Source organism: Hymenobacter latericoloratus (assembly GCF_014199535.1).
GTDB lineage: Bacteria > Bacteroidota > Bacteroidia > Cytophagales > Hymenobacteraceae > Hymenobacter > Hymenobacter latericoloratus.
Window position 1 is genome coordinate 142,538 of sequence record NZ_JACHNV010000002.1, and the last position, 17,376, is coordinate 159,913.

General features: G+C 60.1%; 12 protein-coding genes. 7 read left to right on the forward strand and 5 right to left on the reverse strand.

What is annotated here, in order from left to right; genetic code table 11:
• Window positions 1-16 precede the first annotated feature (16 nt).
• Both GGU46_RS06270 and GGU46_RS06275 read left to right on the forward strand, forming a co-directional pair.
• Window positions 17-2,122: a glycoside hydrolase family 97 protein gene (locus GGU46_RS06270; protein WP_183402713.1), complete on the forward strand. Its 2,106-nt coding sequence runs from the start codon at window positions 17-19 to the stop codon at window positions 2,120-2,122.
• 91 nt (window positions 2,123-2,213) lie between these two features.
• On the forward strand, window positions 2,214-3,095 hold the full coding sequence (locus GGU46_RS06275) for a 3-keto-disaccharide hydrolase (RefSeq protein ID WP_183402714.1): 882 nt from the start codon (window positions 2,214-2,216) through the stop codon (window positions 3,093-3,095).
• 156 nt (window positions 3,096-3,251) lie between these two features.
• Here the strand turns inward: GGU46_RS06275 and GGU46_RS06280 are convergent, their stop codons facing one another.
• Complete coding sequence (locus GGU46_RS06280) at window positions 3,252-5,447, reverse strand: penicillin acylase family protein (RefSeq protein WP_183402715.1); 2,196 nt, start codon at window positions 5,445-5,447, stop codon at window positions 3,252-3,254.
• A gap of 158 nt (window positions 5,448-5,605) precedes the next feature.
• Window positions 5,606-5,959 (reverse strand): HesB/IscA family protein, encoded by a 354-nt coding sequence (locus GGU46_RS06285; RefSeq protein WP_045687449.1) that lies wholly within the window; start codon window positions 5,957-5,959, stop codon window positions 5,606-5,608.
• 261 nt (window positions 5,960-6,220) lie between these two features.
• Between GGU46_RS06285 and GGU46_RS06290 the strand changes: the two genes are divergently transcribed.
• Window positions 6,221-6,757 carry a DUF7935 family protein gene (locus GGU46_RS06290; RefSeq protein WP_183402716.1) on the forward strand — a complete coding sequence of 179 codons (537 nt, stop codon included), beginning with the start codon at window positions 6,221-6,223 and terminating at the stop codon, window positions 6,755-6,757.
• A 195-nt stretch (window positions 6,758-6,952) separates the two neighbouring features.
• Here GGU46_RS06290 and bshA read toward each other — a convergent pair whose 3' ends face one another.
• A complete protein-coding gene (gene bshA, locus GGU46_RS06295; RefSeq protein ID WP_183402717.1) occupies window positions 6,953-8,089 on the reverse strand; it encodes an N-acetyl-alpha-D-glucosaminyl L-malate synthase BshA in 1,137 nt (378 codons plus the stop codon).
• Window positions 8,090-8,297: 208 nt separating this feature from the next.
• Between bshA and GGU46_RS06300 the strand changes: the two genes are divergently transcribed.
• Window positions 8,298-8,813, forward strand: coding sequence for a carboxypeptidase-like regulatory domain-containing protein (locus GGU46_RS06300; protein WP_183402718.1), 516 nt, complete (start codon window positions 8,298-8,300; stop codon window positions 8,811-8,813).
• A 2-nt stretch (window positions 8,814-8,815) separates the two neighbouring features.
• Here GGU46_RS06300 and GGU46_RS06305 read toward each other — a convergent pair whose 3' ends face one another.
• A complete protein-coding gene (locus tag GGU46_RS06305) occupies window positions 8,816-11,767 on the reverse strand; it encodes a glycoside hydrolase family 3 N-terminal domain-containing protein (protein WP_183402719.1) in 2,952 nt (983 codons plus the stop codon).
• Between the two features lie 306 nt (window positions 11,768-12,073).
• Here GGU46_RS06305 and mutL point away from each other — a divergent pair, with 306 nt between their 5' ends.
• From mutL to GGU46_RS06320, 3 genes are all read left to right on the forward strand, one after another.
• Window positions 12,074-14,140 carry a DNA mismatch repair endonuclease MutL gene (mutL, locus tag GGU46_RS06310; protein WP_183402720.1) on the forward strand — a complete coding sequence of 689 codons (2,067 nt, stop codon included), beginning with the start codon at window positions 12,074-12,076 and terminating at the stop codon, window positions 14,138-14,140.
• A gap of 187 nt (window positions 14,141-14,327) precedes the next feature.
• Window positions 14,328-15,110, forward strand: coding sequence for a rhomboid family intramembrane serine protease (locus tag GGU46_RS06315; protein WP_183402721.1), 783 nt, complete (start codon window positions 14,328-14,330; stop codon window positions 15,108-15,110).
• 108 nt (window positions 15,111-15,218) lie between these two features.
• Window positions 15,219-16,118, forward strand: a complete 900-nt coding sequence (locus GGU46_RS06320; protein ID WP_183402722.1) for a rhomboid family intramembrane serine protease — start codon at window positions 15,219-15,221, stop codon at window positions 16,116-16,118.
• Window positions 16,119-16,219: 101 nt separating this feature from the next.
• On the opposite strand, the gene mdh is transcribed toward GGU46_RS06320, so the two are convergent.
• Complete coding sequence (gene mdh, locus GGU46_RS06325) at window positions 16,220-17,161, reverse strand: malate dehydrogenase (RefSeq protein ID WP_183402723.1); 942 nt, start codon at window positions 17,159-17,161, stop codon at window positions 16,220-16,222.
• Between the last annotated feature and the right edge of the window lie 215 nt (window positions 17,162-17,376).

Consider the following 17,376-nt stretch of genomic DNA (forward strand, 5'->3'; position numbering starts at 1 on the left):
CATTCCTGCTTCGTTCATGAAACGTCTTACCTTCCTGCTGTTTACGGGCCTTATGGGTTTTTCTGCCCAAGCCCAAACCGTTCATTCGCCCGGCAACAAACTCACCCTGAGCTTCCAGCTCAGCCCTGCCGGTGAGCCAACGTATCAGCTGCGGCTAGGGGGTAGGGCGGTGCTCAAGCCAAGCCGCTTGGGCATGTTGTTGCAAGGGCTGCCTGCTTTGGACCAGGGCCTGGCCGTTGCGCGGGTTGACTCCAGCCAGCACGACGATACCTGGACGCCCGTGTGGGGCGAGGTACAGCAGATTCGCAACCGCTACAAGGAGCTGGCCGTGACCTTGCAGCAAGCCACCGGCAATAACCGCCAACTGGTAGTGCGCTTCCGCCTCTACGACGACGGGCTGGGCTTCCGCTACGAGTTTCCGCAGCAGCCGAATCTGCAGTATTTCACGGTGCAGGAAGAAAAAACCGAGTTCAACCTGCCCGCCAACCATAAAGCCTTCTGGATTCCGGGCGACTACGACTCCAACGAGTACACCTACAGCACTACCCGCCTGAGCGAGGTCAACAGCGCCTCCATTGAGCCTATTCAGCTTAAATCGGACCCGAAGCGCATCCAGACGCCGCTCATGCTGAAGTCCGACGACGGGCTGTACGTGAACATTCACGAGGCCGCGCTGGTGAACTACCCCGCCATGATGCTGGACGTGGATACCCAGCGCTTCGGGCTGCGCAGCCACCTGGTGCCTTCCGCGACGGGCGCGGCTGCCTACCTGCAAGCCCCTGAGCATACACCCTGGCGCACCATCATCGTCAGCAACAAAGCCCCCGAGGTGCTGGCCAGCAAGCTGATCCTCAACCTCAACGAGCCTACCAAATTCCCGACTACCGACTGGATCAGGCCCCAGAAATTCGTGGGCGTATGGTGGGAGATGCACGTAAACAAAGCCAGCTGGAACTACGCCGACACCAGCAACATCAAGCTCTCCGGCACCGATTGGAGCAAGCTCAAGCCCAACGGCCACCACGGCGCCAACACGGCCAATGTGAAGCGCTACATCGCCTTCGCGGCCAAGCACGGCCTGCAGAGCGTGCTGGTAGAAGGCTGGAACGTAGGCTGGGAAGACTGGGCCAATAACTGGAAAGAAGAAGTGTTCGACTTCGTGACGCCCTACCCCGATTTCAACGTGCAGGAGCTGCAGCAGTACGCCGCCAGCAAGGGCGTGAAGCTGATGATGCACCACGAAACCAGCTCCTCCGTCACCAACTATGAGCGCCGCCAGGAGGCCGCCTACCGCTTCATGAAGCAGTACGGCTACGACGCCGTGAAAACCGGCTACGTGGGCCGCATCATTCCGCGCGGGGAGCACCACGACGGTCAGTGGATGGTGAACCACTACAACCGCACGGCCCAGAAAACCGGCGAAAACCAGTTGATGGTGGACATGCACGAGTCGGTGCGGCCGACGGGGCTGCACCGCACCTACCCCAACTGGCTGGCCTCGGAAGCGGCCCGCGGCAACGAGTTCAACGCCTGGAGCTCGGGCAACCCGCCCGAGCACGAAACCATTCTGCCCTTCACCCGCCTCATGGGCGGCCCCATGGATTACACGCCTGGCATCTTCCAGATCAAGCTGGAAAGCTGGAACCCGCAGCGTAACCAGGGCAAGCAGGTGCACACCACGCTAGCCAAGCAGTTGGCCCTGTACGTGACCCTGTACAGCCCCGTGCAAATGGCCGCCGACCTGCCCGAAGCCTACGAGCAGCGCCCCGACGCCTTCCAGTTCATCAAGGACGTAGCGGTAGATTGGGACGACACCCGCATACTGGCGGCCGAACCCGGCGACTACCTCACCACGGCCCGCAAAGCCAAAGGCACCGAGGAGTGGTACGTAGGCTCCATCACCGACGAAAATGCCCGTACCCAAACGATTACGCTCGATTTCCTCACGCCCGGCACCACGTACGAAGCCACTATCTACGCCGATGGCAAAGGGGCCAGCTGGGACAAGAACCCCCAAGCCTACCAGATTCGCCGGCAGAAAGTCAATAGCAAAACCACGCTGAAACTGCAGTTGGCCCCCGGGGGCGGCGCGGCTATCAGCCTCAAGCCTGTCAGGAAGTAGCAGACGATTTCGGTGGGGGTAGGTTACTGGTGCATCGTAGCTTGAAATCAGTAGATTGGGCGCATTATCCATCTGCTATCTATTTCGCCCGATGAGAAAATATACTACCCTGGTTTGCGGGGCCATCCTGCTGCTGGCCGCTACCTCCTCGGTGGCGCCCAAAGGCTGGGAGCCCCTGCTGGATAAGGACCTGCGCAAGTGGCAGACGTTTCAGAGCTACCGCCACCAGGTGGGCTACCGGGGCCAGCAGCCCACCGACGCCCAGGGCAAGCCGCTGGCGCCCATCGGCTACGGCAAAAATGAAGCAAACGTCTTTTCCGTAGTAATGCAGGAAGGTGAGCCGGTACTGCGCATCAGCGGCGAGATATACGGCTGCGTGTTCACCAGGCAGGATTTCCGCAACTACGCCCTCAAGCTGAAGGTGAAGTGGGGAACCAAGAAATGGACTCCCCGGCTGGATGAGCCCCTCGACAGCGGCATCCTGTACAACAGCCAGGGCGAGTGTGGGGTCGATTACTGGCGTAGCTGGATGCTCAGCCAGGAGTTTCAGGTGTCGGAATACCAGAAGGGCAACGCCATGGGCGACTTCTGGTGCATTGCCAACTCCACCGCCGACATCCGGGCCGCTTACAACAAAACCAACGATACGCTTCGCTACAACCCCACGGCCGCGCCCATAACCATGGGACAGGGTGGCCGCAATTTCTGCCAGGCTTCGGCGAATTATGAAGTACCGAACGGCCAATGGAATGAACTGGAGCTCATCAACGTAAACGGCCAAAGCGTACACATCGTGAACGGCCACGTCGTGCTGGCCGTGAATAACTCCGGGGCCGTTGTAAACGGGCAGCGCCAGCCGCTGACGCACGGCAAAATTCAGCTGCAAAGCGAGGCCGCCGAGGTGTTCTACAAGGACATCCTCATCAAGCCCCTGGATGCCATGCCCGCCGAGTACGCCAGGTATTTCAAGTAGAAAAGAATAACGCCCTGACGTGTTAACGAGGCACCTGGGGGCTCTTTCTTAAGCCATCAGGTCGATTTAGACCATCATTTCGGGCGTAATAGTAACCGTCATGTCCCGACCAGCTCGACATGACGGTTTATTTATTTACCGTCCCTATACGTATTACTACTGCCCCGGCGAGTAGGTGCGCTCAGCGTGTTGCTTTACGTCTTCGGGGTAGAACCATACTTCCTTGAAGTTCTCCTCGGCGTACAGCGCGGCCTGGTCGGTGAAGTGCGGGGAGGTAGGCTGGTTGTTGTTGCCGCCAGCCAGTACGGAGCGGGCTTTAACGCACGGCCCGAACTCCACCACGGCAATAAAGCTGTTCCCGACGCTGCCGTAGCGCTTTTTGGTGCCAGGGTAAGCCCGCGAGCCGAAGGCCGCCAACGACCCCCAGGCCGAGGAGGTAAACGCTACCGGCAGGCTGGGCTTCTGGTCGTCGTAGGTTTCCTGGATGTTGCCGGTGAGGCGCTGGAAGCGGTTTACCTCGCCCCAGGGCATACGCCAGGTACCAAAGTCGCGGGTTAGCTCGTCCACGGTTTCCTGCAGGGCCGTTACCTTCTCCTGGGGCGTGGTGTTGGCAATGGTAAACTTCACGAGGCTGATGTAATCCAGTACTTGCCCGGCCGGCACGCGCGGGCGGGCCAGGCGCAGCAGCCGCTCGCCCCAGTAGGTTGCCAGCGTCTGGCCTACGGAAGTTTTGCCGTAGCGCTTGTCCCAGGCCTGTAGGGTCTTCATAGCTTCCACTACCTCCCCTTCCGGCGGGTTAGGGCTGTCGGTCACGAACTGGAAATCCTTCGCCAGCGCCGGCAGCAGTTCCTCGAAACCAGGGAGGTAAGGGTCTTTGGCGGCGGCAATCAGCGTATCCAGAGTAAACACCTGCTTGCGGCTGAGCACGCGCACCGCATTGATGCCCCGGTAATTCTCCGCGTCGGGGGCCATGTAGGCGGGGTACTTGCTCTTATCGGGGCTGCTGGGGCCCGAAACGGTGAAGGGGGTAGCGTTGCAGTTCTGAATCCAGCCGCTGGCCGGGTTCATCACCTGCACGATGTCCTCTACTTTGTGCAGACCTTTCCAGTCGGTTTGGGGGTTGCTGCCATCCACGGGCTGGCTCCAGTCGAATTGCGGGTTGCGGCGGGGCATGAAGTTACCGTGCCAGTAGGCGATGGTGCCCTTGCTGTCGGCAAATACGGTGTTGTTGGAAGCGTTGCCGTTGAGCTTCATCACCTTTCGGAAGCTGGCATAATCGGTGGCCTTCGTGCGCAGGTACGACTGCTCCAGGGCCTGCAGCGGCGTATCCATCATGCGCACCGTCACCCACTTATTATCGGCCTGCTGGCCCACCACCGGGCCGTGGTGGGTACGGTAGGTAGTGAACTGCCGCCGCACCATCTTGCCATCCTGCAGGTAGGGAATGGAAACGGTAGCTACCTGCACGGGCCGCAATTTCTGGTCGTAGCGGTAGTAGGGCTTGCCGTCTTTCAGCTCAATGGTTTCCAGGTACTCATCCATGGAATCAGCAAAGCTGGAGGTGTGCATCCAGCCGCAGTGCTGGTTAAAGCCCTGATACACGAAGAACTGCCCCCACGTTACGGCCCCGTAGGCGTTCAGGCCCGCTTCGCTGCTCACCTGCACCTCGGGGCGGAAATAGAACGACGTGTGCGGGTTGATGAGCAGCAGGGCGTGGCCGCTGGCGCTTTTGGCCGGCGCCACCGCGAAGCCGTTGGAGCCTACCGGTTCCCGCTCCGCCTTCTCAAAATCGGGCCGCTGCCAGGAGGTAGATTTCCGGCTGCCGTAGAAGTTCTTCAGCCGCTCCAGGGGCACCACGCTGATATTGCCCCCAATGCTCCCCTCGCTGAACATCAGCGGCATCCAGGGCTGGAAGCGCCGTAGCAGCTTGGGCTGCACGGTGGGGTGGGTGTAGAGGTAGTAGTTGGTGCCGTCGGCGAAGGCATTGAGCAACTGCTTCATCCAGCCCGGACTTTTCTTATACAGGCTCATGGCCTGGGTGCTGTCCATGAACAGGCGGGCGCGCAAATCGTGGTACAGGGCCGATTCGCCCTCCACCTCTGCCAGCCGCCCAATGGCATCGAGGTAGTTCATTTCTACCCTTGGAAAATCATCCTCGCACTGGGCGTACAGCAGCCCGAACACGGCGTCGGCGTCGGTGCGGCCCTGTACGTGCGGCACGCCCCAGGTGTCGCGCGTGATGGTTACCTGCTTGGCTTGCTGCTGCCAGCGGGCAATTTCGGCGGGGCTGAACGCTTGGGCTTGTACTCCGGCAGCGGCCAGCAAAAGGCCCAGGGCAAGGAAGGAACGCATCAGAGGAAAAGAAGGAGTAGGAGGGAAGAGCGGCCTAAAGTAGCCAGCAACTCTGATATACACTGCCTCCGTGCCGTCAGCTGCGTTCAGTAGATAAACAAAAAGCCCCGACCAGCTGATCGGGGCTTTTTGGTACGCCACCTGGGTAGCAAAAAAAGCTAGGCTGAAAACGAGGAGCCGCAGCCGCAGGTGCTTTTGGCCTGGGGGTTGTTGAATACAAAGCCGCGGGCATTCAGGCCATCCTGGAAGTCAACTTCCATGCCCAGCACGTACATGGCGTGTTTCTTATCCATGATGAGCAGCACGCCGTCGAGGTCGAAGGTTTCGTCCTGCTCCTTCGCTTTGTCGAAGCCGAGCAGGTAGCTCATGCCCGAGCAGCCCCCGCCCTGCACGCCAACGCGCAGCCCGTATTCGGCGGGCACGTTTTTCTCAATCAGAATATTCCGAACCTCTTCCAGTGCGCGCGGAGTGAGGCTGATGGGAGCAAGTTTCGTGGAGACGGCCGTTGCCATAGTGAGTTCGTCGTTAGGGAAGTAAGGCGACAAATATACGAAGCTCGCGGCAGTCACCTGAGGCATCCGAACCCCGGACGCGGGACCTGCTCGAAACTCAAGCTCCGATTGAAGGTATAACAGCGGGTAGCGGCTGGCGGTTCACACTATATTTGCGGACCTCCGGCAGCTGCCATTTCCGCTTACTGATCCGCTCATTCCTCGTTTCGGCGCCGGCATCCCCGGCGCCCTACCTCCTCTGTCCGGCCCAACCCTTTCCGCATGGATTCTACCGCCTACCTCTTCGATCTGCTCAAGATTATTCTGCCGGCCCTCCTTGTGGCGGGTGCCATTTACTTTCTGTTTCAGCAATTCCTGGAAAAGGAGCAGCAGCGCCGCCTGGTCGAAATGCGCCTCGAAGCCAGCAAAACCACCCTGCCCCTGCGCCTGCAGGCCCTGGAGCGCGTAACCATGCTGCTGGAGCGCATCACGCCCAACAACCTACTGGTGCGCGTGAGCAGCGCCGGCCTTTCGGCTACGGATTACCACCGCCTGCTGCTGCAGGAAATCCGGGCCGAGATGGAGCATAACCTCAGTCAGCAGCTCTACATGCAGCCCGAAACCTGGGCCGCCGTAAAGCAGGCCCAGGAAAGCGTGGTAAACCTTATCAGCACTCACTATCAGGCCCTGCCCAATCCTCAGGAAGCCCGCGGCCCGGAGTTGGCGCGCCACATCCTGGAGGGCCTCATGACCAACCAGTTCGACCCCACGGCCACGGCCCTGCTCGCCGTAAAGCGCGAAGCCGTAGCTATGTTTTAATTTTTAAGTGAAGAGCGGCAGTGTGTCATGGCGAGGAGGCACGACGACGCCATCCTTCCTCTCTTTTGTGACCAGCCCAATAACGTGACAAGCCCTTGACGCTACCATACGTCAAGGGCTTGTCCCATTTCAGGGGGTAGCACGCTGGTCAGGACGGATGGCGTCGCGCTGCTCGCCCTGGCACACTGCCGCTCTTCACCCGAGCACCAACGTGGCATCAATAGCGCGCTGGTAGCAGGCCTCGTACAGCGGCACAATCTTCTCCACCGCGAAGGTTTCGGCGTGGGCGCGGGCGGCGGCCTTGAAGCGGGGTAGGTTTTCCTCTTGAAGCACGTACAGCGAGTTTTGTACCATGTCCTCCACGTCGCCGATGTGGCTGACCATGCCGGTTACCCCGTGCTCGTTGAGCTCCGGAATGCCGCCGGCGTCGGAGCTGATAACGGGCACTTCGCAGGCCATGGCTTCCAGGGCAGCCAGGCCAAAGCTTTCCTTTTCGGAGGGCATCAGGAACAGGTCGGCTACGCTGAGCACTTCTTCCACGGCTTCGAGCTTGCCCAGGAACCGGATGTCGTTGCAGTAGCCCACTTCGCGGCAGAGCTTTTCAATGCGGGGTCGGTCGGGGCCGTCGCCGACCAGCAGGAGCTTGGCCGGAATCTGGGCCCGCACGCCGGCAAATATCTTTACCACGTCATCGATGCGCTTCACGGAGCGGAAGTTGGAGGTGTGCACCAGCAGCTTTTCGCCTTCCGGGGCAATGGCCGTGCGGAAATGGCCCTTGTTCAGCTTCTGAAAGCGCTCCAGATTGATAAAGTTCGGAATTACCTCAATGTCCTTTTCCACGGCGAAGTACTCGTATGTTTCGCGCCGCAGATCCGCCGACACGGCCGTGACCCCGTCCGACTGGTTGATGCTGAACGTTACCACCGGCTCGTAGCTGGCATCCTTGCCCACCAGCGTAATGTCGGTGCCGTGCAGGGTAGTTACCACCGGAATCCGGATGCCCCGGGTGAGCAGAATCTGCTTGGCCATGTAGGCCGCCGAGGCGTGCGGAATGGCGTAGTGCACGTGCAGCACGTCCAGCTTTTCGTTCTGCACAATGTCCACCATTTTCGAGGCCAGCGCCAGCTCGTAGGGAGGGAACTGGAATAGGGGGTAGGGCGGAATATAGACCTCGTGGTAGAACAGGTTCTCGTTAAAGAAATCGAGGCGGACCGGCTGGCTGTAGGTGATAAAGTGCACGCGGTGCCCCTTCAGGGCCAGGGCCTTGCCAAGTTCAGTGGCCACGACGCCCGAGCCGCCGAAAGTAGGGTAACAAACAATGCCGATGTTCATGGGAGCGGGGAGCAGGGGAGTGAGCTTTTGCTTTGCCAAACCAGCCTGAACGACAGATGTTGAAAAAGCGCGAAAAGGTAGCAAGAAAAAGCCCGGACCGAAGGTCGCGGGCTGCTAAGGGCACCGGAAGGGGTAGGGAGGTTGCCTACGCGGCAAGCCTTATTTATTACCTTACTCTTAATTCTATTCCTGACCTGCTTATTCCTACATGCGACTACTGCAAAAAGTATGCGTAGCTCTGGCCGCTACCGGTTTCTGCTGCTTGGCAGCGCATGCGCAACAAGCCTGGTTTGATGTTGATGTGGCGAATGAGTTGGGAATAGAAACATGTGCTACCTGTCCTCCGCCTTCTTACACGCCTAAAATCTATGCAATAGGCGGCAGCAGACTCTACTCGTTCACGACTGCCTACTATGATACTACCGCTTCCAGTCTGGTAGGCCGGCTGGTGGACAGCAGCACACGTAAGCCCATCGCTGGGGCCGTAGTTCAAATACGGTATGGTGACTACCGGGAAGCTGTGTGCAACATCAAAACGGCTGCAACGGATGAAAAAGGCTTTTTTCGTCTATACTGGATTGGCAGTTCAGGGCCCGGCGGTAAATCGCAAAACCGGCCTCTCCTGATACAGGCTGCTGAATACCAAACGGTGAACACAGACCAGGTTGATATGGGTGGGCAAGCCTATCTGCACGTTGAGCTAGCTGCCCGCAAGATCAAGTAACGCTAGGTTTTCTGCAGCGACTTATATATCACGTCGTGAATGCGGGTCCGGATGTTGTACTGGCGCAGCTTGTTATTGCCCGCATCGGGGTACACGCGGTTAGAAAGAAAGATGTAGAGGATTTTGTTTTCGGGGTCCATCCAGACGCAGGTGCCCGTGAAGCCGGTGTGGCCGAAGGTGCTGGCCGGCGAAAGGTTGCTGGTAGGGCCTTCGGGCTTGCTCGGGTCGCCTTTGTCCCAGCCCAGGCCGCGGCGGTTGCCGGCTTCGGTGCTGCGGGCAAACTCCGTGACTACCGGCGTCTGGAAGTAGCGCTGCCCGCCGTAGCGGCCGTTCTGCAGGTTCATCTGCATAAGCACGGCCAGGTCGTTGGCGTTGGAGAACAGGCCGGCGTGGCCGCCTACCCCCCCAATCATGGCCGCCGTCTGGTCGTGCACGGTGCCTTGCAGCAGGGTGCGGCGGTAGTAGGTATCATTCTCCGTGGGCGCTATGCACGACTTCGGGAATTTGCTGAGCGGGTTGTAGGTCATGGTGCCCAGGCCCAGGGGCTGGTAGAACGTGCGCTGCAGGAAGCCGTCAATGGGCTCTTTCAGCACTTTCTCGGCTACCCGCTTCAGAATGATAAAGCTCAGGTCGGAGTATTCCACCGGGTACTTGCCCTTCACCTTGGGCAGCAGGCCGGAACGTTGCACCCAGGTCCAAACGGAATCATCAGAAGTGCTGAGGCTGTACAGCTCGGGCGTTACCTCCCGCGAAAACTGCGGCGATTCGGTGCTGGCGTAGAAGGTAGGCTTGGGGCCGGCTTTGGTAACAGTCTTTTCCCAGGTCGGGATGCCGGGCTTGAGGCCCGCTTGGTGCATGAGCACCTCGCGCACCGTCATGTCCTTTTTATTGGTCGATTTCAGCTCGGGCAGGTAGGTGGCTACCCGCTCATCGAGGTTGAGCTTGCCCTGGTCCTTGAGGTACATAATGGCCTGCAGGGTGCCTGCTACCTTCGTGACCGAGGCCAGGTCGTAGAGGGTACTGTTGTTGACGGGCTGCGACTTGTCGTAGGTGCAGTAGCCGTAGCTTTTGTCGAACACCACCATGCCGTCCTTGGCCACCAGTACCTGGCAGCCAGGCGCGGCAGCGTAGGCTACGGCTTCCAGCGCCACGTTATCGATCTGGGAAAGAATGCGCGAGTCGAGGCCCGCTTCTTCGGGCGTGCCGTAGCGCAGGCGCCGGAAGTCGGGGGTAGGCAGGCCGGTGCCAGCCTTTAGGTTTTCGGAAACCGTGACGGGTAGGCGCCCCTTGGCCGGCAGGGCCCCAAACAGCACCTGCGGCACCACCAGCTGCGAAGCGTAATTGTCCTCGTAGCCGCACACCAAATTGCGGTTGCCCTCCAGGTATTTCAGGGAGTACGCGTTGCCGAACGCCACTACCACCGTTTTGATGCGTGGGTTGGCTTGCAAGTCTTTCAGGAACTTCAGCGCCCCTTCCCCAATCCCGTAGTTATGAGTGGGCGTGTTGTTCATATTGTGCAGGCTCACCACCACCACGTTGTAGGGCGCGAGGCGGCCGGCAATGCGGGCAAACGTCGAATCGACGGCGTAGCGGTTCGGCACGGCGTACACCGGTCCGTTCTGGTACTTGCCCATGATTTCCTTGTAGGTGGGCGCATCCGAGCCGATGGTAACGGCCGCAATCCGCAGGGTATCGAGGCGCAGGAAGGGGAGGAGGTCGTCCTCGTTCTTGACTACCGTGGTAGCGTGCTCATAAATCTGCTGCTGCACCATGCGGCTCAGGGGCCGGTTCAGGTTCTGCATCAGGTTGGGCACGTCCACGGGCTGGTAGCGGTTGAGGCCGGCCCAGTACTTGGCCCGTAGCACCTTGCGCACCCGCTGATCAATGTCGGCCTGGTCAACTTTGCCCTCGGCAATAAACTCCTTGATTTTCTGAAGGGCCATGGGCACGTCCTCCGAAAACAGCAGCACGTCGTTGCCGGCGGCCAGGGCCAGCGCATCCAGCTCGCCCGGCTTGTAGAGGGTCGAGACGCTCTTCATGTTCAGCGCATCCGTGAACACGAGGCCGCGGTAGTTCATTTTCTCCTTCAGCAGGCCGGTTACCAGGTTTTTGGAGATGGTAGCCGACAGCGTCCGGACCGTATCGAACAGGGGCATGTACAGGTGGCCCACCATCACGCCCATCACGCCCTGCTCAAACGACTTCTGGAACGGATACAGGTCCACGTTCGTGAGCCGGGCCATGTCGGAGTTAATGACGGGCAGGGCTACGTGCGAGTCCACGTCGGTGTCGCCGTGGCCGGGGAAGTGCTTCACCACGGCCATCACGCCGTGGTCCTGCAGGCCCCGGATGTAGCTGATGCCGCGCTTGGCCACCTGCTCCTTGTTTTCGCCAAAAGAGCGGTTGCCGATAACCGGGTTGCTGGGGTTGGAATTGACGTCGATAACCGGCGAGAAGCTCACGTGCACGCCCAGCGTCTTCATCTTCAGGGCAATTTCGCGGCCCATTTGGTACACGTACTGGTCGTCGTCCATGGCGCCCAGGGTCATGCCTTTGGCGAAGTGCATGCTGGAATCCAGGCGCATATCCAGGCCCCACTCCGCGTCCATGGCTACCAGCAGGGGCACTTTGGCGGCGGCCTGGTAGCGGTTGGTGAGGTTGGCCTGCCGGCGGGGGCCGCCCTGCAGAAACATCAGGCCCCCGATGTTATAATTCTTAATCAGGAACTCCGTGTACTGGGCGTGCTTGCGGTCCTTGTTGGAGTAGGCAGCCACCATAAACAGCTGGCCCAGCCGCTGGTCGGGGGTAAGCGAGGTAAAAACGCTGTCGACCCAGTTCTGCTCCGCCACCGACATGGGCCGCCCGCCTTCTTCGCGCGGGGCCGACCAGGAGATAAGCAGACCCGTGACGGCCAGTACTAGCAGGAAGATTCCAATCCGAAAGTCTTTGAGCATCGGCTCCGGTGGTCTGTGCTGAAGGGGGATGAAAGATGAACGACGAGCTGAAAAGCCCTACTTTTGCCTTTCCAAAAAGGGTGCCGGAAGGTGCTTTCGGTGGAGTGGCGGGCCTCACCTGTGGGCCTTCCTCTTCTTGCCGTCTGCCTCTTCCAACGCATGAGCAAGCAAAACCGTCTCACGTCGCGCACACAAAAGTTGGCCGCAAACTTACGGATAATTTCCCGACGCCGGTTGTTATCAGGCGGATAGCCCCCGCGGCGGGCCCCGGCAGCGGGGCGTTTTTTCTTCTGATTTTAAGCGTATATGGCCGATATTATTCAGCTTCTCCCCGAGTATCTAGCCAACCAGATTGCCGCTGGCGAGGTAGTGCAGCGCCCGGCTTCCGTGGTGAAAGAATTGCTGGAAAATGCCGTAGATGCCGGCGCTACCCAGGTGCAGCTTATTGTAAAGGAAGCCGGTAAACAGTTGGTGCAGGTCGTGGACAACGGACAGGGCATGAGCCCCACCGACGCGCGCATGAGCCTGGAGCGCCACGCCACCTCTAAAATCCGCACTACCGACGACCTGTTCCGCATCCGCACCCTGGGGTTCCGGGGCGAAGCGCTGGCCTCCATTGCCGCCGTGGCCCAGGTGGAAATCCGGACCAAGCAGCGCGACCAGGACACGGGCTCTTTGCTGCTGGTGGAGGGCTCCCAGATCAGCAGCCAGCAGCCCGTAGCCTGCCCCGATGGCACCAGCATCAGCGTCAAGAACCTGTTCTTCAACGTGCCGGCCCGCCGCAACTTCCTCAAAAGCAATGCGGTGGAGATGCGCCACATCCTGGACGAGTTCCAGCACGTAGCCTTGGCCAACCCCCACATCAGCTTCTCGCTGTTTCAGAACGATTTGGAGGTGTTTAACCTGCCAGCCGGCAAGCTCAGTCAGCGCATTGTGAGCTTGCTGGGCAATGGCTACAAGGAGCAGCTGGCGCAGGTGGAAGAGGTTACCCCCTTCCTGACGGTGAAAGGGTTTATCGGCAAGCCGGAGTCGGCAAAGAAAAGCCGGGGCGACCAGTTCTTCTTTGTCAATAACCGCTTTATCCGCTCGGCCTACCTTAACCACGCCGTGCTGACCGCCTATGAGGGCCTGCTACCCAAGGACACGCACCCCTTCTACGTGCTGTTTCTGGAGCTCGACCCTAAAGCCATCGACATCAACGTGCACCCCACCAAAACCGAAATCAAATTCGAGGACGAGAAGACGGTGTACGCCATTGTACGCTCGGCCATCAAGCAGAGCCTGGGCCTGCACAACATGGCCCCGTCCCTGGATTTCGACGGTAACGTAAACTTCGCGGCCATTCAGCCCCTGCGCCTTTCGGGCAACGAGAAAAACCCCTTCGCCGACGACTTCCAACCCGATGCCCTGGCCTCGGCGGCGGCGCAGGCGGCGGGCAGCACCAGCCCCTCGCGCGAGAAGCCCGGCCGCCCGGACGCGTATGAGCGCCAGCTGCCGCCCCGGCCCACCGAGCAGGCCAAGCGGGAGCTGGAAAATTTCTACAAGAGCCTGAGTCAGATTAGCGTGCCGGATGTGGAGCACGAAGCCACCGCCGTAGGCGTGCCCGTGCCCTCTGCCGCTGGCTTAGCTGTGCCCCGCCCGCCCGCACCGGAGCCGCCGGCCGGGACCGAGCCTGTAGTGCCAGAGCCAGCGGCCGTTGCCCCGCCCGTGGCGGCGGCCTTTGCCAGCCCCCCGCCGGTAGAGGAAGCGCCTAGTACCGCCCCGGCCACCCCGGAGCTACCCCTGCGTGAGTCGTCCACGGGACCCGGCAACAAGGTGCTGCAGCTGCACCAGCAGTATCTGCTGGTACCCGTGAAATCGGGGGTGATGCTGATTGACCAGGTGGCGGCCCGGGAGCGGATTCTGTTTGAGCAGTACGCCCAAAGCCTGGAGCGCGAAACCAGCGCCTCCCAAACCCTGCTGTTTCCGCGCACCATCACCTTCACGCCCCAGGACTTTGCCATTCTGCGGGAGGTAGAGGAGCCGTTGCGGGCCCTGGGGTTCCGGTTCACTGATTTCGGGAAGAACACCATTGCCGTGGAAGGCATTCCGGCCGATGTGCCGGCCCGCGACGAAAAGGAGCTGCTAGAGGGCCTGATTGAGCAGTTCCGGAATACCGCCGGCCCGATAAAGCTGGACCGCCGCGAGCAGATGGCGCGGGTATTGGCCCGGCGCGTAGCTACCACAGCTGCCGGGGCCCGCCTCTCGGAGCTGGAAATGACTACCCTCGTGGACAAGCTCTTTGCCTGCCAGGTGCCCAACTACACCCCCGACGGCCGCCGTACCATTGTGCTGCTGGAGCTGGGGCAGGTGCAGGCCCTCTTCAACCGCTGATTGACGCTGATTTTTATGGGCAGAAGTCAGAGGCGAAGGTCATGAAACCGTAAGCAGCGAAAGTCGCGGGGACTTGGGCCGCTTTGCAGCTCTGGCACGGCAGCCGAAGCCGTCGGCGCATTCGGCGGGATTCACGTAAGCACGAAAAATCAGCGAAATCACCTCAATCAGCGTCAATCAGCGATTCATGTTTCAGTTTACTCCCATGGTCCGCAACCTGCTCATCGCCAACGTAGCGGTGTTCTTTCTGAGTTTGCAGCTCGGCGGCCTCAATTTTCTGGCGCTCTACCCCCTCGATAATCCGCAGTTCAAGCCCTGGCAGTTCGCGACCTACATGTTCATGCACGCCAATATCGGGCACATTTTCTCCAACATGCTGGGCCTGATTTCCCTGGGCCCGCTGCTGGAGCAGCGCTGGGGCGCCAAACGCTTCCTGACGTACTGGCTGATTTGCGGCCTGGGAGCCGGCATTCTTTACAATGGATTGCGCACCTACGAGCTGCGCCGCATGCAGCACGACATAGAGGTGTTTCAGCAAGAGCCTACCGATTTGCACCTGCAGGATTTTGTGGACCACAATGTGTCGGAAAACGCGGCGGCCTTCCAGCCCGTTATCCGGCAGCTGCACCAAACCCCCGACGACCAGCGCCTGATTCAAGGGGTAGTCACCACCTTGCGGGAAGTGTACCAGCAAAGCTTGGCGAGCCCTATGGTGGGCGCTTCGGGGGCGCTGTTTGGGATTATGCTGGCCTTTGCCTTCTTCTTCCCGAACACGGAGCTGATGGTTTTTCCGCTGCCCATTCCCATTAAGGCCAAATATTTCGTAGTGCTCTACGGCCTCTACGAGTTCTACTTCGGGGTGCACCGCGTGCCCGGCGACAATGTGGCGCACTTTGCTCACTTGGGCGGAATGCTGGTGGGGCTGGTGGTGTTGCTGTTCTGGCAGCGCAACCGCACCCGCCTGTACTAAGTGGCAGGCCTGGCGCGCGGGCGCGGCGCTTGCCCGAAAATTGTAGAAATTACCGCCCGGTGCCGCTTCCTTTCCTACCCCCCGGCCCGGCTTTAACCCTGCCCACCCATGAGCGTTTTCAATGATATCCGTACCGCCTTCAGCCGCCGCGACAACGCCCTGATTCAGCTGTTGCTGCTGAATGGGCTGGTGTTTGTGGCGTTGGTACTGATAGAAACCGTAATGAAGCTGAGCGGCACGTACGCGGCTTACTACCCCAACGTAGTGCGGCAACTGCAGCTGCCCTCCGATCTGGTGTCGTTGCTGCGCCACCCCTGGACGGTGCTGACTTATGCCTTTACCCACGAAACCTTTCTGCACATTCTCTTTAACCTGCTGAACCTGTACTGGTTTGGTGCCTTGATTCGGGAGTACCTCGGCGACCGGCGCCTCGTGAGCCTGTATATTCTGGGGGCCTTGGCTGGGGCGGTGGTATTTCTGCTGGCCTTCAACCTGATTCCGGCTCTGGACCGGCCCGGGGGCGTGTCGTTGCTGGGCGCCTCGGCAGCCGTTACGGCCGTTATTATGGCGGCGGCCACTTTGCTGCCGGAGTACACGTTTATGCTTTTCCTGCTGGGGCCCGTGCGCATTAAGTACATTGCGGCCGTCGTGATTCTACTGTCGTTTATTGCCATCAACCAAGGCAACGAGGGCGGTGGGCTGGCCCACATTGGGGGGGCTATTCTGGGTTACGTCTTCATTAAACAGCTGCAGGCCGGCCGCGACCTGGGCCGCCCCGTGCAGGCCATCGGCGACTGGTTTACCCGCCTCGTGACGGGCCGTCCCAACCTGCGCGTAACCCGGGGTGGCGCCTCGCCAGCGCCGGCCGCTGCTGCGCCCAAAAAAGGAGTAGTAGCCAAGCCCGAGCAAGATGAAATTGATGTGATTCTGGACAAGATTTCGCGCTCCGGCTACGAAAGCCTGTCTAAAGATGAAAAGCAGAAGCTGTTCCGCGCCAGCCAGCGGTAAGTGCTACCCCCGTCCTGGCCCTGAACCTCAAAGAAAAAGCCCGCTGATTGCTCAGCGGGCTTCTTTTATTCGGCAGGAGCCTGCGCGTAGGCTTGGGCTTTTTAGGCTGATGCCTTGCTCATGTTATCGAGGGCGTCCATCACCTCTTTTACGTGGCCACGTGAGGTTTCCAGCAGGGCTTTTTCCTCGTCGTTCAGCTGCAGCTCAATTACTTTTTCAATACCGTTGCGGCCCAGGATAACCGGAGCGCCCAGGTACACACCGTTGATGCCGTACTCGCCCTGCAACTCAATGCACACCGGGAATACGCGGCGCTGGTCGCGCACAATGGCTTCGACCATCTGGGCGGCGGCGGCGCCGGGCGCATACCAAGCCGAAGTACCCATCAGTTTCACCAGCTCGCCACCGCCCACGGCCGTGCGCTGCACAATGGCGTCCAGCTCCTCTTTGCCGATGAGCTCGGTTACGGGGATGCCGCCGACCGTGGTGTAGCGGGGCAGGGGCACCATCGTGTCGCCGTGGCCGCCCATGAGCACCGCCTGAATGTCTTTGGGGCTTACGTTGAGGGCTTCGGCCAGGAAGGCGCGGTAGCGGGCCGTGTCCAGAATGCCGGCCATGCCAAACACCTTCTCGCGGGGCAGCCCCGAGGTGAGGTGGGCCTGGTAGGTCATCACGTCCAGGGGGTTGCTCACCACAATGATGATGGCGTTGGGCGAGTATTTTACTACCTGCTCGGTTACCGTTTTCACGATACCGGCGTTGGTCGAAATCAGGTCGTCGCGGCTCATGCCGGGCTTGCGGGGCAGGCCCGAGGTAATTACTACTACATCCGAATCAGCGGTGCGGGCGTAGTCGCCGGTTACGCCTACGGTGCGGGAATCGTAGCCGATGATGGGGGCTTTCTGCCAGATGTCGAGGGCCTTGCCTTCGGCGAAGCCTTCCTTAATGTCAACCAGAACAATTTCGTTGGCAATTTCGCGGGTGGCCAATACATCGGCGCAGGTTGCGCCCACGTTGCCGGCTCCAACTACGGTAACTTTCATTGGGTGAGGAATTGGGTGTGAACGAAGGGATGAGGCTGTAAAGCTAACCGAAAACCCGTTCCGGCAAGTCCTGACGCCACAAAACTGCACCCCGCCCTGGCAACTGTCTTAGGTTCTGGGGTAAAGGTTGCGCCTCACGGAAGGAGGTAGGCCCTGTATCGGGTCTGCGCCCGGTTTCTTCTTTGGTCTAAAGAGAGTGAGCCGCTCTAGAACGT